This is a genomic window from Deinococcus misasensis DSM 22328, from assembly GCF_000745915.1.
Classification (GTDB): domain Bacteria; phylum Deinococcota; class Deinococci; order Deinococcales; family Deinococcaceae; genus Deinococcus_C; species Deinococcus_C misasensis.
The window spans coordinates 83,181-98,046 of the sequence record NZ_KN050781.1 but is presented as its reverse complement, the minus strand read 5'-3'; the positions used below and the strand labels follow the sequence as shown (position 1 = coordinate 98,046).

16 protein-coding genes and 1 tRNA gene are annotated in these 14,866 nt (G+C 55.0%); 13 read left to right on the top strand and 4 right to left on the bottom strand.

The genetic code is table 11. The annotated features are described in order from the left end of the window. Positions 1-6 precede the first annotated feature (6 nt). Both Q371_RS23795 and Q371_RS23790 read left to right on the top strand, forming a co-directional pair. Positions 7-82 (top strand) — tRNA-Ala (locus Q371_RS23795). 101 nt (positions 83-183) lie between these two features. Beyond that, a complete protein-coding gene (locus Q371_RS23790) occupies positions 184-792 on the top strand; it encodes a DNA-3-methyladenine glycosylase family protein (RefSeq protein ID WP_051965171.1) in 609 nt (202 codons plus the stop codon). 243 nt (positions 793-1,035) lie between these two features. Here Q371_RS23790 and Q371_RS23785 read toward each other — a convergent pair whose 3' ends face one another. Further along, complete coding sequence (locus Q371_RS23785; RefSeq protein ID WP_169743921.1) at positions 1,036-2,220, bottom strand: multidrug effflux MFS transporter; 1,185 nt, start codon at positions 2,218-2,220, stop codon at positions 1,036-1,038. Between the two features lie 170 nt (positions 2,221-2,390). Further along, positions 2,391-3,230 carry a hypothetical protein gene (locus tag Q371_RS23780; RefSeq protein WP_034345692.1) on the bottom strand — a complete coding sequence of 280 codons (840 nt, stop codon included), beginning with the start codon at positions 3,228-3,230 and terminating at the stop codon, positions 2,391-2,393. Positions 3,231-3,334: 104 nt separating this feature from the next. On the opposite strand from Q371_RS23780, the gene Q371_RS26295 reads away from it, so the two are divergent. From Q371_RS26295 to Q371_RS23730, 10 genes are all read left to right on the top strand, one after another. Then, the gene (locus tag Q371_RS26295; protein WP_051965169.1) at positions 3,335-3,967 is read left to right on the top strand and encodes a TetR/AcrR family transcriptional regulator; all 633 of its coding nucleotides are present in this window, start codon (positions 3,335-3,337) and stop codon (positions 3,965-3,967) included. Continuing rightward, positions 3,964-4,755, top strand: coding sequence for an SDR family oxidoreductase (locus tag Q371_RS23770; protein ID WP_051965168.1), 792 nt, complete (start codon positions 3,964-3,966; stop codon positions 4,753-4,755). The genes Q371_RS26295 and Q371_RS23770 overlap by 4 nt, the downstream gene beginning before the upstream one ends. A gap of 2 nt (positions 4,756-4,757) precedes the next feature. Further along, positions 4,758-5,189, top strand: a complete 432-nt coding sequence (locus tag Q371_RS23765) for a DUF4345 family protein (RefSeq protein WP_034345689.1) — start codon at positions 4,758-4,760, stop codon at positions 5,187-5,189. Positions 5,190-5,541: 352 nt separating this feature from the next. Then, positions 5,542-8,217: an alanine--tRNA ligase gene (alaS, locus tag Q371_RS23760; protein WP_157442921.1), complete on the top strand. Its 2,676-nt coding sequence runs from the start codon at positions 5,542-5,544 to the stop codon at positions 8,215-8,217. Between the two features lie 525 nt (positions 8,218-8,742). Next, a complete protein-coding gene (locus tag Q371_RS23755) occupies positions 8,743-9,453 on the top strand; it encodes a DUF4388 domain-containing protein (RefSeq protein WP_034345686.1) in 711 nt (236 codons plus the stop codon). Next, positions 9,450-9,989 carry a GTP-binding protein gene (locus Q371_RS23750; protein ID WP_034345684.1) on the top strand — a complete coding sequence of 180 codons (540 nt, stop codon included), beginning with the start codon at positions 9,450-9,452 and terminating at the stop codon, positions 9,987-9,989. Before Q371_RS23755 ends, Q371_RS23750 begins: the two co-directional genes overlap by 4 nt. Positions 9,990-10,030: 41 nt before the next feature. Next, positions 10,031-10,396: a roadblock/LC7 domain-containing protein gene (locus tag Q371_RS23745; RefSeq protein ID WP_034345681.1), complete on the top strand. Its 366-nt coding sequence runs from the start codon at positions 10,031-10,033 to the stop codon at positions 10,394-10,396. A 23-nt stretch (positions 10,397-10,419) separates the two neighbouring features. Further along, positions 10,420-10,854: a DUF1330 domain-containing protein gene (locus Q371_RS23740; RefSeq protein ID WP_245618443.1), complete on the top strand. Its 435-nt coding sequence runs from the start codon at positions 10,420-10,422 to the stop codon at positions 10,852-10,854. A gap of 14 nt (positions 10,855-10,868) precedes the next feature. Then, entirely contained in the window at positions 10,869-11,411 is a 543-nt protein-coding gene (locus Q371_RS23735) for an HAD family hydrolase (RefSeq protein ID WP_034345678.1), read from the top strand. 34 nt (positions 11,412-11,445) lie between these two features. Further along, entirely contained in the window at positions 11,446-11,982 is a 537-nt protein-coding gene (locus Q371_RS23730; protein ID WP_034345675.1) for an HAD family hydrolase, read from the top strand. Here Q371_RS23730 and Q371_RS23725 read toward each other — a convergent pair. Both Q371_RS23725 and Q371_RS23720 read right to left on the bottom strand, forming a co-directional pair. Continuing rightward, complete coding sequence (locus Q371_RS23725; protein WP_051965206.1) at positions 11,979-12,782, bottom strand: DUF817 domain-containing protein; 804 nt, start codon at positions 12,780-12,782, stop codon at positions 11,979-11,981. The two genes, Q371_RS23730 and Q371_RS23725, sit on opposite strands and share 4 nt — an antisense overlap. 84 nt (positions 12,783-12,866) lie before the next feature. After that, positions 12,867-13,754 carry a GNAT family N-acetyltransferase gene (locus tag Q371_RS23720; RefSeq protein ID WP_051965167.1) on the bottom strand — a complete coding sequence of 296 codons (888 nt, stop codon included), beginning with the start codon at positions 13,752-13,754 and terminating at the stop codon, positions 12,867-12,869. Positions 13,755-13,889: 135 nt separating this feature from the next. Between Q371_RS23720 and Q371_RS23715 the strand changes: the two genes are divergently transcribed. Continuing rightward, positions 13,890-14,690, top strand: a complete 801-nt coding sequence (locus Q371_RS23715; RefSeq protein ID WP_034345672.1) for a YwiC-like family protein — start codon at positions 13,890-13,892, stop codon at positions 14,688-14,690. The last annotated feature ends 176 nt before the right edge of the window (positions 14,691-14,866 follow it).

Below are 14,866 nucleotides of genomic sequence, written 5' to 3'. Positions count from 1 at the left end.
GCTTTCGGGGCTGTGGCGCAGTTGGGAGCGCGTCTGAATGGCATTCAGAAGGTCAGGGGTTCGAATCCCCTCAGCTCCACCAAAAAGAGAGATCCGCTGGAAACAGCGGGTCTTTTTTTGTTTCTCAAATTTTGGTAATCCCCTTTATTTTCTCTGCGTCCAGGCTCAGGGATGATGGCCAGTATGTCCCTCACTGCTGCCAGAGCCCACCTCCTCCACGATCCGCACCTTGCACCTTTGCTGGAAAAATACACCTTTCCGGCCTCCTTCAAAGGACCGTTTGACGCTTTCTCGGGCCTTTGCAGCATTGTGATCGGGCAGCAGGTGAGTGTGCGTTCTGCTGTGGCTGTGGAGAACCGTGTGCTGAACCATCTAAGTGGTTTCACCCCTGAAAAGCTGTTGGATGCACCAGAGGACACCCTCGGCAAACTGGGCCTGACCCGCAACAAAATCAAAACCCTCAAAGGCCTGTCTTCAAGGGTTTTGGCAGGTCTGGATCTGGACCTCTTGCGGCACGAACCAGACCACAAAGTGCGCGAGGTTTTGCTGGAAATGTGGGGCATCGGGAACTGGTCCACCGACATGTTCTTGATGTTCTGCCTCGGGCATGAGGATGTGTTCCCATGGGGAGATGTGGCCCTCAGGCGCGGTTTTTACAAAGTCCTTGGTCAGGATGCCCTTCCAGAGGTTTCTGAGAAGTGGCATCCCTTCCGTTCTTATGCTGCATGGCTGCTCTGGCAGGAATCGGAGACCGATCTTTCCATCCAGCCTCTGTTCTGGGTGCATGTTTGAGAAGCTTCTGTGGATCTGCCGAGGGCCAAGGGCAAAAAAAGCTTTGGCTGTAGCAATGAAGGGCACAGCACGCTGTCTTGTACAAAACAGGAGACCACATGCTGGTCTCCTTGTCCGCTGCGCCCCTACACATCTCCTTGAACATTTATTGTGCGTGTAGCACGATGCTCTCGGCTCTCGGCTCTCGGCTCTCGGCTCTCGGCTCTCGGCTCTCGGCTCTCGGCTCTCGGCTCTCGGCCTTCTTCAAGCCCGCTGAACTCTGGCCTCTGGACGGTGGTTCATCCAGAGCCAGCTCAGGATTCCGGTGCTGATCAGGGCCAGAACCGTCCATCCCACCCCGATCCGCAGGAAATCTCCTGCTGCCCACTGGCCAATCAGGGAGCCCAGCAGCCCTGCCCCTGCACTGCTGATGAAGCCGATGATGCTGCTGGCAAAGCCTGCAATGTTGCCCAGAGGTTCCAGTGCAGCGCTGTTGGCATTTGGAAAAGTGATGCTCATGAACAGCAGCACCAGACTGAGGTGGAGCCACACCCCAATCACGTGCTGGTCCAGAAGGGCGTGGGGCACCATCAGCAGACTGAGTCCACAGATGACCCACACTGCATAACGGATGAGTTTGTGCAAGCCCAGACGCATCACCAGAGCACCATTCAGGAAGGCCCCCACCGTTTGGGCGATCCCTGTGGCCCCAAAAGCCAGTGCAAACTGGGTGTTGTTGAGGTTCAGAAAGTCTTTGTAGAGCTGGGGTGCACTCATCAGGTAGGTGTACAGGATGCCGAAAATGAAGGTCAGCATCAGGGTGTAGGCCACGCTCTGGGGGGTTTTCAGCACTTGCACCGTGGCCTTCTGGAGGTTGGCAAAGCTCTGGACTTTGCGTCGTTCCGCGGGCAGGGTTTCGCGCAGCCTGAGGCCAGCCCAGACCATCAGGATGCCCGTCAGTGCAGCAATGAACACGAAAATGGCGTGCCATCCCCATTGCAGGAACACCGTTCCGATGCTCGGGGCGATCACAGGGGCAATCAGGAAAACCATCATGGCAAAGGACATGATGCGGGCCATTTCGGCACCAGAGTACTGGTCGCGGATCAGTGCAGTGGGAACAATCCGCATTCCTGCGCCCAGCAAGCCTTGCAATGCACGCAGAGCCAGCAAGACAGTGAAATCCTGTGTGAACAGGATGCCAATGGTGGTCAGCAGGTACAGGCCCAGAGCACCCATCAAAACGGGTTTCCTGCCGTACTGGTCGCTGAGGGGGCCGTGAATCAGTTGACCTGCTGCAAAGCCAAAAAAGTAAATGCCCACAATCAATTGGGCTCGGGTTTCGGTCACTCCGAAATCCTGACTCATGGTGCTCAGGGCGGGCAGCATGATGTCGATGGTGAAAGCACTGATGGCTTGCAAGAGGCCAACCATCAAAATGATTTCCATTTTGGAATTGGGTCTGGAATTTTGGGGAGGTGGGGAAGAGGTCACGGCACAATCTAACAGTTTAAAAAACATATTGAAAACCAGAGGTGCGTACAAAAACACCGTTCATTTGCAAAAAAAGCCTGAAAACGCTCGTTGCAAGCCGAATTCAGGCTGAGAAAATCAAAAGGTCAGGAGGCGTCTTCGATTTCGACCACCAACACAGATCCGGGACCTTGCAGTTCTTCTTCGTATTCATACAGTTCGCGGAACAGCACGTCGGTGCCCTCCAGATGGGTGGATTCCCCCACCTGAAACACGGCTTTTTCGAAGACCACCGCTTTGAGCAGGAGGGTGAACACCTCCAGCACATCCTGAGCCTGTCCGTCTTGTGCCAGAACAGCAAAGTTGGGGCACTTGAAACGCTCGAAGCCACGGGTGGCATACCAGACCAGTCCATCTGGACGCTGAACTTTCATCAGGCTGGTCCAGAAAGCGGTGGGAATTTCTTTTTTCAGGAGGTGACGGTCCACGCCCAGAGCCACCTCTTTGACAATGCGTGTGGGATGGGCCACGTGGGCCACCTCATCGAGCACGCCCAGCAAATCCAGAGGACCAAAAGCCGCGGCCACCTGATACAGGGTCAGCATCTGTTGCAAAGGGCTGTCGTTTTCACCGGTGTAGGTGCAAATCAGGTGAGCACGGTGGTTTTGCAACTGGTCTTTGATGCTTTTGGGCAGGTTGCTGGCCCCGATGGTGCGGTTTTGCACCTCTCTGGAGAGGGTGTGGTCGATGCCCGTGACCTGCACTTCGTGGCCAATCATCTGAAAAATTCCAGCTTCCTGACTTTCCAGGCGCTGAAAATGAATGTTGGGATCTTGCAAAAGTTGCCGGAGGCTGATGATGCCCCGGTTCAGGTCCGGCAGCATCTTGAACAGCAGAATGATGCTGTTGCCCGAGGGGAGCGTGGTCTGTCCTGTGGGAACAGAGCCATCGTCCGGCAAGTTTAAAAATTTCCTCAGGAAACCCATTTGTCTCATCATAGCGGGTTTTTGACACAAATCTCTTACCAGCAGAATATTTAAATGCTGTACGTTCAGCGAAGATTATGCTATGTTGGGTTCAGGAGATCCACATGACCCAGACCAACAAAAAAGTGCTTGCTGCCGAAAAGAGCAAACATCTGATTCTGGAAGCAGCAGAAGTCCTTTTCTCAGAGCGGGGTTTTGAGAAAACCAGCCTGCAAGACATTTGCGATCTGGCTGGGGTGGCCCGTGGAACCCCCGGTTATTTCTTCGGCTCCAAAGAAGGGCTGTATCGTGCTGTGCTGGACCGTGCTTTTGAAGATTCACTGGCTCTGGTGCACCAACTGCAAACCATGGTCCAGAGTTCTGAGGTTCAGCCCCGCTTTTTGTTGCAATTTGCCATCGAACAGTTCTTTGATTTTCAAATCCAGCATCCCCGTTTTGTGCGCCTCACCGAATGGGAGACCCTGAATGGCGGGGCACACCTCAGCACCCTCCCCAGCCAATTGGAGGTGTTCCGTGAAGCCCTCACCCTCCTGAAAGCCCAGACCGATTTTCACGGAGAACCCGAGCAATTCATCATTGACCTGACGGCCCTGTGCTGGTTTCCAGTGGCACACGCCCAGACGTTCCTCAAACCTCTGGGCATCCACATGGAGGAAGAAGACGTCCGTGCAAAACGCAAACAACATGTGGTTCAGTTCCTGCTGAACCAGTACCTCCCTGAAAGGAGCAAACCATGACCCGAATTCTTGTCACAGGTGGAACCGGAGTCCTGGGCAGGCAGGTGGTGAAAGTCCTGCAAGCCAGAGGGATCACTCCACGGGTGCTCAGCCGTCAGGAAGCATCTTCCAGCCCAACAGCGGTGTTCTTCAAAGGGGATTTGACCACAGGTCATGGCCTCAAAGAAGCTCTGGAGGGGGTGGATGTGGTGGTCCACTGTGCCCACAACCCAGAGCAACCTCAAAAGCACATGCTGGGCACCCAGAATCTTCTGGCAGCCATGCAGCAAGCAAACGTGAAGCATGTGGTCCTGATCAGCATTCTCGGGATTGATCGGCTGTCCCTTTACCCCTATTACCGTGCCAAGCTGCAAGAGGAAAAGATGGTGCAGGCCAGTGGGATTCCCTGCACCATCTTGAGGGCTGCCCAGTTCCATGATTTTCTGGGCTTCCTGATCGAAATGCTGGTGCGCCTTCCAGTGGTCCTGTTGCCCCGTGACCTGCGTTTTCAGCCTGTACAGGTGGAAACAGTGGCTCAGGAACTGGCCCAACTGGCCTTGCAACCTCCTGCTGGACAGCTGAAAGATCTGGCCGGACCAGAGGTGCTCTCTCTGGACAGTCTCGTGCAAAGCTGGATGCTCAGGAAAGGCATCAACAAGCGCATCTACACTTTTCCTTTGCCTCTTCCTTTCATGCAAACCTTCAGGGAGCTCGCAGTCAAAGAAGTCACCCGCAAAGGGGAGACATGGGGACAGTGGCTCTCTGGACAGCAGACCTCCAGCAACGCTTACCAGAAAGCCAGAGGTTGACCATGCAGCGTTCCCTCAATGAGAAAATCAGCCTCTGGTATCTGGCCCTCAACTTTCTGATTCCTGGCGTGTGGGCCTTGTTCCATCCACAGGGGTTTTATCAGAACTTCCCGTTGCCCGGTCATGCATGGGTCGCCTCGGATGGTCCCTACAACGAACACCTGCTTCGGGACTTTGGAGGGCTGCAACTGGGTCTGGCGGTGCTGGTGCTCTTTTGCCTGTTTCGCCCTCAAGAGGTGGGTGTGCGCGTGACTGCGGTGGTGCTGTTGTGCTTCGGGGTGCCCCACCTGATTTACCACATCGGCCATGTGGAGGCATTTGGGCAACCTCTGGACATGGTTGCAGCGATTCTGTTGCTGGCCTTGCAGGTGATGGTTCCGTTGCTCTTGCTGGTGCATGCCCAACCCTCAAACAAGCCTGACAAACAAGCCTGAAACCAGAGCACCCGACCCACCGGATGTGTGAAAGGGGGACGGGATCTCTGGTTTTGCCTGAAAGCCTCTTGGAATGTGGTTGGATGGCCCCGGAATGCATCGAAGAAAAACAGGTTTTCCGGGTGCCTTCAGGTTAAACAAAGGCATCCAAAACCTCAAATCGAAAGCCCCACTCTGGCAGCGTTTCCAGTTTGCAAACTTTTGCCCATTCTGGCAAAAGAAAAGCAGATTCAAGGGTGCTCTGGCTTTTTGCCCTCGGCTCTCGGCCCTCAGCCCTCGGCTCTCACTTCTGCCTTCTGCGCCTTCAACCCTCAGGTTGGCCTCTCACACCTCCCTTTGTATAATCCTAGGGATGACCACCAAGCTGAGCACGAACGAAATCCGCCAGAGATACCTCTCGTTTTTTGAGAGCAAAGGCCACTTGCGCCTGCCTTCACATTCCACGGTGGCCCCTGATCCCACCACCCTGTTCACTGTCGCTGGAATGCAGCCTTTCAAACCCCAATTCCTTGGAGGGGCCGCGACCTTCCCCGGCGTGGAGGGAGAGCACCGCAGAATCACCACCGCTCAAAAGTGCGTGCGTCTGGGCGACATCGAGAATGTGGGCCGCACCCGTCGCCACCTGAGCCTCTTTGAGATGCTCGGGAACTTCAGCTTTGGGGATTACTTCAAGAAAGAAGCCATCGAGTGGGCCTGGGAACTGCTGACCAGCGAACAGTGGTTTGCACTGGACAAAACCAAGCTCTACATCACCATCTACAAAGACGATGACGAAGCTTTCCAGTACTGGACCGCTCTGGGCGTGGACCCGAGCCACATCCACCGTTTCGATGCCGACGAGAACTTCTGGCCTGCCGATGCACCCGCCAAAGGCCCCAACGGTCCTTGCGGTCCCTGCTCGGAAATCTATTACGACCGTGGCCCAGAGTTCGGCGAGGACAGCTGGGAAGATTACGCCACCACCCGTGAAAGCGCCCGCTTTCTGGAAATCTGGAACCTCGTGTTCCCCGAGTTTGACCGTCAGGATGGCGGCGTTTTGGATCCCCTGCCGTTCAAAAACATCGACACTGGCATGGGTCTGGAGCGCATGGCCAGCATCCTGCAAGATGTCTTTGATTTCTACAGCACCGACACCTTCCGCCCGATCATCGACAAGGTCACGGAACTCTCGGGCAAGGTTTACGAAGGCGAGAAGTCCGTTTCCCACCGTGTGATTTCCGAGCACCTGCGCAGCGTCACCATGGTGCTGGCAGACGGAACCCTCCCGAGCAACACCGGACGGGGCTACGTGGTGCGCAAAGTGCTGCGCCGTGCCATCCGCCATGCTTACCTGTTGGGCTTCCGCGAGCCTGTGCTGTACACCCTGGTGCCTCTGGTGGTGCAGGCCATGGGCGATGCCTACCCTGAACTCAAGCAGGAAGAATCCCGCATCCAGAGCGTCATGAAGACCGAAGAGGTCAGCTTCTTGAAGACCCTTGCAGATGGCATCAAGCGACTGGACGGTTTGCTTTCTGACCTCGCTGAAGGTGCTGTGCTCAATGGTCAAGATGCGTTCACCCTCTATGACACTTATGGTTTCCCCCTCGACCTGACCATTGAAATTGCTGAAGAGCGGGGTCTGGCTGTGGATCAGGAGGGCTTCAAAGCCGCTTACAAAGAACAACAGGACCGCGCCCGTGAAGCCGGAAAACTGGGCAAGCAGGAACTGTTCGGTGTGGTCGCTGAGGTCCTTGACGATGTGGCCCGTGAGCATGGAGCCACCGAATTCGTGGGTTACGATGCCACCGAATGCCATGCCCGTGTGCTGGCTGTGATTGTGGAGCATCAGGCCCAGAAAATCATCACGGTGGGACAGACCGCTCAGGTGATCCTGAGCACCACCCCTTTCTATGCAGAGGGGGGCGGTCAAATTGGGGACAGCGGCATGCTGGAATGGACCGGAGGCTGGGGCATGGTCACCACCACCCAGAAAACCCCTCAGGGCATCTTCCTGCACACTTTAGAGGTCAAAGAAGGGTCTCTGGAGGATGGGGCAGAGGTGCGTGCTGTGGTCGGTCCCAAACGCAAGGCCACCGAGCGCCATCACACTGCCACCCACCTGCTGCAAGCCGCCATGCGGACCGTTCTGGGAAGCACCGTGCGTCAGGCCGGAAGCCTTGTGACCCCCGAGCGCCTGCGTTTCGACTACACGCACAACGAAGCCCTGAACAGCGACCAGATCCGCGAAATCGAAGTGCTGGTCAACCGCTGGATCCAGTCGGACTTTGCTGTGAATTACGCCTACATGGGCATTGAAGAGGCCCGTGCCACCGGAGCCATGGCCCTCTTCGGCGAGAAGTACGGCGATGTGGTGCGCGTGGTCAGCGTGGAAGGCGGAGTCGTTCGTGACATCACCAACGAAACGGTGTCCAGCAAAGAGCTCTGCGGTGGCACCCACGTTGGACGCACCGGCGAAATTGGCACTTTTGTGATCGTCTCAGATGAAAATCTTGCTGCTGGTGTGCGCCGCATTGAAGCCCTTTGTGGTGAAGTCGCCAACCAGTACATCCGTCAGCAATTTGATGTGCTGTCCCGTGCTGCTGGCTTGCTGAACACCGGAACCTCTGCTCTGCCAGAGCGCGTCCAGCAGGTGCAAGCCCAGATCAAAGACCTGAACCACACCATCGACAACCTGAAAAGGGATCTGGCCCGTGCACAGGTCTCTGGAGGAGCAGGCCAGAACGTGCAGGAACTGGGCGGTTTCAAAGTGGCCAGCCTGAAAGTGGTGGGCTTGGAGTCCGGTGCTTTGCGTGGTGCTGCCGATTCCCTGATGGAAGCCTCTCAGGCCGATGTGGTGGTGGTGGCTTCGGATGCTGGTCTGGTGGTCAAGGCCAGCAAAGATGCTGTAACCAGAGGAGCCAACGCAGGCAAAATCATCGGGGTGCTGGCACAGGCTGCTGGTGGCCGTGGTGGTGGCCGTCCTGACATGGCTCAGGCTGGCATCAAGGATGCCGATGCTGCCCTTGCTGCTCTGGAACAGGCTTTCTGATTTTCAAATTTTTACTGTGAAACCTTCGAAATGCACTGGTCTCTGGCCGGTGCATTTTGTGTTTTATCCGACAGTGGCCGGACAATTGTAATGTTAGACAGCAGTGTAAGGCAGACGTACACCTTTGATTAAGGTGCAGATGAAAGGGCCTTTTTTGATGTTCTGGAGAAGCCTCTTGCTTTTCTGAACTTCAGCGGAGAAGGTCAATTGTCACCTGAAGCCGGGCTGAATGTTGCGTTACAATTGACTTCAGAGTACCTTTAGAACAAGAGCCACGGCAAAGGGCCACCCTTGCCAAATGGGCATTGAAAGGGGTGAACGCGAAACTGGAGGGAGACGAGGCTGTGATATTCTTGTGATCTTCAGGATCATAGAATGAGACCGTGCTCTACAACGCAGACGTTTGATTTTGTTAAGACGCCTGTGATAGTTTTTTAATACACAGTCTCCAGAGCACAGCACGTAAGAGATCACGTTTGCTGCGCAAAGTAAGCGGTCTAAGTCCCTCTTGTCGCGAGGAATACTATGGCAGTAACAGGAAGTTTTGCAGACATCCCACTCACCGAAGTCTTGGCCACCATCTCCAGAAGGTCCGGCAAACTCTTCATCGCCGATAACGACTCCAAGCAGAGCTACGAACTGCACTTCATGCAGGGCATGCTTTGTGCCTTCTTCATTGGCAAGGAGCCCGTTAAGGACGTGTCACAGATCCGTGACTACCTCAAAGCCCTCTCCCGTCGTGGCAGCTGCACTTTCGAATTCGCCAAAACAGAACCCACTGAACTGGTGAACAACTTCCTGCTGCCCATCGAGCGTCTGGGCCGTTCCATGGCCTCTGAAGACATCAAAGAACAGGTGGAAAGGGACCGTGAACGCTTCGCTCACCCTGACACCCGCTTCATTCTGCTCAAACCCACAGAGTTCTGGGCACATGAAGGCCTTGAGTTGTTCTTCCAGAGCGCCCTGCACCTGCTGTCCCAGCCCAATGGGGTCAGTGCACGTGAATTGATTCAGAAACTGGACCTCCCCATTTCCATGGAAGTGGCCCAATTGTACCTGTACCAGCTTCGTTCCCACGGAGCCATTGCCCCTGTGCGTGCTTTCGAATCCGAAACCCAGTACGTGCAAAGTCAGCAAGTGGTCCAGCAAGTTGTGGCTAAAGGCGGCAAAGGTGGCATCTTCGGAGCCTTCCGCAACCTCTTCAGCCGTCTGTTCAAGGCGAGGACATCTCAATGATCAAGCCCCTCAAGATTGTCGTTTCAGGCCCAGTCGGCGCCGGAAAAACCACCTTCATTCGGAGCCTTTCCGAAACAGAAGTGGTGGACACCGATGCAGACGCCACCGAGGACATCGGCAAGGCCAAAACCACCATCGCTCTGGACTTCGGGACCATGACCGTAGACGACAACCCGATCTACCTGTTCGGTACCCCCGGTCAGGACCGCTTCGACTTCATGTGGGAAGTGGTGTGTGAAGGTGCACTGGGTCTGATCATGCTGGTCTCTGGCACCCGTCCCGGTGATTTGGGTCGTGCCCGTGCCATTCTGGAGTTCATCACCTCCCGAATCCCTGTGCCTTTTGTGATTGGTGTGACCCACCAGGATTTGCCCAAAGTCTGGCGTCCAGACGATGTGGCAGATTACTTCCAGCTCCCCTACGACCGTGTGTTCGGGGTCAATGCCACCGACGGCGACACTTGCATGGACGTGATCACTTCCATCATCGAGCTGGCCAATGAAGCCCGCAACGGCAACCCCGTTGTTCAACCCTAACCTCAAATCTGTATTCAACGTCCCCGGAGGCCCAAAAACGCATGAGCAAGCAGGAACAGCTTCAAGAAGCGATTGATCGTTTACGCACAGCGATTCCCGAGTTGCAAGGTGCATTGGTGGCCTCTACGGACGGGTTGCCCATTGCATACTCAATGGGCGGAAACACGGATCCCGTGCGCATTGCAGCCATGGCTGCCACAGCCCTCGGGTTGGGTAAGCGCATTGGGGAAACCCTCAGTGCAGGTCAACTGGCTGAGACCAGCGTCACAGGCAGCAATGCCCAGATTTTGATTTACGCCGCTGGAACCAAAGGTGTGCTGGCTGTGATTGCACCCACTTGGTCCAGTGTGGGTCTGATTCACCTTGAAGCCCGCGATGTCAGCCGCAAAATTGCGGAAATGTTGTAAAAAGGCTTCTTGAAATCAGGATTTTGCAAATTCTGATTTTCAGATCCGTTCAAAAAGGCAACAACAGAATCAACCCTCTGGATGCTTTGCCAGAGGGTTTTTTGGTGTCGGTGTGCAGGCCCCTTGACTTTCTGCATGCCGACATGCCGAAATGGATCATGCCTGCTTACGTGATTGTGAACACCCAGGTCTCTGATCCGGTCAAAATCCAGCAGTATCGGGACCTTGCCCAGCAGTCGGTGCATCTGTACGGTGGCCGTTATCTTGTGCGAGGGGGACCTCTGGCTGTTCTGGAAGGAGATTACCATCCAGAGCGTCTGGTGGTGCTGGAATTTGATTCTCTGGAACAGGTTCGGGGCTGGTATGCCTCTGAAGCTTACCAGCAAGCCAAAGCTGCCCGAGAAGGCATTGCCCAGTTTGACATGATCGCTGTGGAAGGGTTGGCAGTGCCTTTGTGAAGGCCGCTGAGCCCATGTTGCTGATTCTGGACCTCGATGAGACCCTGATGCATGCTTCGCAGGGCTTGCAGGGAGAACCTGATTTCAACATGTGGGATTACCAGGTGAAGGTCCGACCTCACCTGCAACGGTTTTTGGAGGTGGCTTTTGAGCATTTCGATGTGGCGGTCTGGAGCTCTTCCAGCGCAGATTATGCTGCGCTTGCGGTGGAGCACCTGTTTCCAGAGCCAGCCAAATTGAAGTTTCTCTGGGCCAGAGAACGCTGCACCTACTGCTGGGACGCAGAAGTTCAGGACTTTGTCTGGGCCAAACGGCTCTACAAAGTCAAAAGGTTGGGGTATGGGCTGGAACGGGTTCTTGTGATTGATGATTCTCCAGAGAAATTCCGTACCGCTTACGGAAACCTGATTCGGGTGTCTCCTTTTTATGGCGATCCACACGATCAGGAATTGATCAGGCTGGCCTGTTATCTTGAGAAAATCACAAACGTCCAAAATGTGCGTAAAGTAGAGAAAAGGCACTGGTACAGTCTCGTAGAGCCACCACCCCAGATTTGACCTGTTTGCCCTGACAGGATCCAAAGGAGCGACCATGACCCTCCGGCCCCTGATCATTCTGGATCTGGACGAAACCCTGATCCACTCGACGGTAAGCCGCTCCCGTGTGCCTCATCCTGACTTTGTGATTGACGGTCTGCACGTGAAAATCCGACCCCATGCTTTGGACCTCCTCAAAGTGTGTTTCGACCACTTCGATGTGGCGGTTTGGACCTCATCTGCGTGGGACTATGCGCAGGTGGTGGTGAAAGGGGTTTTCCGCAAACCCTATGCAGATCGTCTGAAATTTGTGTGGGCCAGAGAGCACTGCATCCGCGAATTTGATGAGGTGCTCAAAGAAGAACTCTGGGCCAAGCACCTTTCGCGGATTGAGCAGGAGATCGGGTATGCACAGGACCGTGTGTATCTGATTGATGATTCACCAGAGAAATTCAGGGGCACTCCGGGCAAAATCATTCGGGTCAAGCCTTTTTTTGGAGATGAAAGCGACATCGAGTTGCTGGAACTGGCCGGTTACCTTGCCAGACTGGCCCAGAGTGCACCTCAAGAGCAAAAGTATGGACGGCGTTAGCTTGCCTTTTGAATGCTGGCTCTGGACAGGCTTTTGATGCCTTTCAGTTTGGCGATCAAGACAAAACTCAGGATCACCAGCAAGGACCAGCTGCTGATTTTGCTGTAGTGCACCCGTTGCCAGATTTCGGTCTGGTTGGGGTACTGCCATGCACCATAAAAGGTGCTGATGTTTTCTGCGAGCCAGATGAACAGGCCAATCAGCAAGAAAGACAGGGTGAGGGGCATCTGGTAATCCCTCTGGTTGATGTTGAAGTGGACCCGGGTGTTCCACATCATCACCACCAGAGCCACCGCCAGACCCCACCTCTGGTCTTCGATGTAATGGTTGGTGAAGAAATTCAGGTACAGCAGGATTGCAAACAGGTTGGCAGTCCAGTGCGGATATTCACTGAAACGCAGACCAAACCTGCGCCACGCTTGACAGATGTAACTGGCCACACTGGCGTACATGAAACCCGAGTAAATCGGGACATCCCAGATCTTGCTGTAGGCGAACTCTGGATAGGCCCATGAGCCGTGGTGCACTTTCCAGAGTTCAAGGGCCAGTCCGAACACGTGAAACAGGCAGATCACTTTCAGTTCATCAAGGGTTTCCAGTTTGCTGAGCACCATCACCGCTTGCATGATCAGGCACACGATCAGCATGAAGTCGTACCTTGGGATGGGCAGGTCGATGTATTTGCTGAGGGCCAGAGACAGCATGATCACCGCTGGAAAAATGCAGCAGAGGGCCTCAAGATAAACGAAAGTCACAAAATCATGCAGTCTGGCAGGCAGTTTGAGAGGGGTTAAACCCATGTTCATGGTGTTCCTACTGTAATGGGAATGTAAGGTCAAGGGGTGCTGAAATTGTGAGTATGTTGTGTAATATGCTCAAATCACTCAAAATTGTCGGGTGTAGGTCAACCACATGGGTTCAATGGCATAACCCAGCCTGCGGTTCACTTTGAGCATGCCCAGATTGACCACTGCACCTCCTGTGCTGGCCTGCACAAAACCTGCTGTTTTGGCCCATTGAAAAGCATGGGCTTTGACCAACGTGGACAGCCCACGGTGTCGAAATTTGCGGGCGGTCAGGGTGATCTCACTCTGGACGGTGGTCTGGTCTTTTTCCAGCAGGGTCAGGGCCACGATCTGCCCTCTGTACCACACGCTGAACCACTCGAAGCGGTCCTGCCAGTAATCCTGCTCAAAGGCTTCACGGGTCTGGAGGGTCCAGCGTGTGGCTGGCACCTGAGGCACATCTTCAAATCCTTCCATGTAAAGCTGAAAGAGGGCATCCGAAGGTTGAGGGTGGCCTCGCTGGACTTCAAAACCCTCAATGAACAGCCTTTCTTCCAGACCCTGAAAAGGGGAAAAATCAAATGCCTGCAAATCCAGATGGGCCCCATAACTCTGGAAGGTGTTCTGAAATCCAGCATCCTCTAAAAACTGGCGTGCAGCGGTGTAATCTTCCCTGAGGGTGCTTTCCAGAGCCAGTTTGCCGGGATGGGTGCGGCGCACGGCCTGCAGCAAAGCGAAACGGGCTTCTGGATGCTCTGGATGGGCGTAAAATCGCACATGGAGCACACCAGAGGTTTCTGCTGGAACGGCGTAAGCGTAGCCGATCACTTGCCCTTTCTGCTCGGCGACCAGACGGCATGTGTCCGGGTTTCGCTGAATCTGGTGGGTCAGATCCTCTGGATTCCAGCTCCACTGGTGCAGATAATGTTGTTCTTGCAATTCAATGATGGTTTTGGCGTCTTCGGGTTTTGCAGATCGAATGTGCATGCGAACAGTGTAGGATGGGGCTTTTCAGACCACAAATGTGCTCGATAAGTCAAAATGCTTACTGAAATCTTAATGTACTTTTACCAAGCATATTCTCAGGACAAAAGCCCACCCTGAAATCCCTACCCTGAAACCATGCAAGCTGCCCTGACCCCCAACAAAAACCTGATCAAAAGCGTCGCTGTGCCCACCGAACACGGAGGCTGGGGTTTCACCATGGAACCGGTGCTCCTTGGATTGCTGGTGGCCCACGATGCAGCAGGCTGGGGTCTGGGTTTGCTGGCCCTGATGGGCTTCATGGGAAGACACCCCATCAAACTTTTGCTCTCTGACCTCCGGCGCAAAAAAATGTTCCCGAGGACCCGCTACGCCTTGATGTTTGCTGCCCTGTACGTGACCCTTGGAGCAGTGGGTTTCTGGCTGGCCGTTTCGCAGGCAGACCAGAATTTCTGGCTGCCTCTGTTCTCGGTGGTCCCCCTGATGGCCGTGCAACTGTTCTTTGATGCCCAGAACAAAGGCCGCAACCTGCTCCCAGAGCTGTGCGGAGCCGTGGCCATGGGCTCTGTTGCCACAGCCATTGCTCTGGCAGGAGGTGAGAGCGCAGAAGTGGCTTACGCCCTCTGGATGGTGCTGGCCGTGCGCTCGGTGACCTCCATTTACTTTGCCCGCACACAGGTCCTCAGGGCCAGAAAACAGGAAGCCAAGCCTCAGACCAGTGTGCTGGTGGGCCTCCTCGGGTGGTTCGCATTGGCCTTGCTGGGAAGCTGGCAAATCACCCCGATGACCGCAGTGGTTGCGATGACCTTGCTGCTCGGGTATCAGGTGTATGCCTTCCAGAGGCCACCTGTGCCTGCCAAAGTGGTGGGATGGGGCCAGATGGCGTTTGGTCTCTTGTTTGTGGGATGTGCGGTGGTGGGTGTGCAGACGGGGATTTAGGGGTGCGCCCTGCCGAGGGCAAAGAAGAATGCCGAGGGCCCAGAGCCGAGGGCTAAAAATGCTTTGGCGAAAGCATACAGGGCGCAGCACGCTGTGCCCCTACAGACATGTGCCTTGACGTTTTCTGCTGTGTTGGACACGATGCTCTCGGCTCTCGGCTCTCGGCTCTCGGCTCT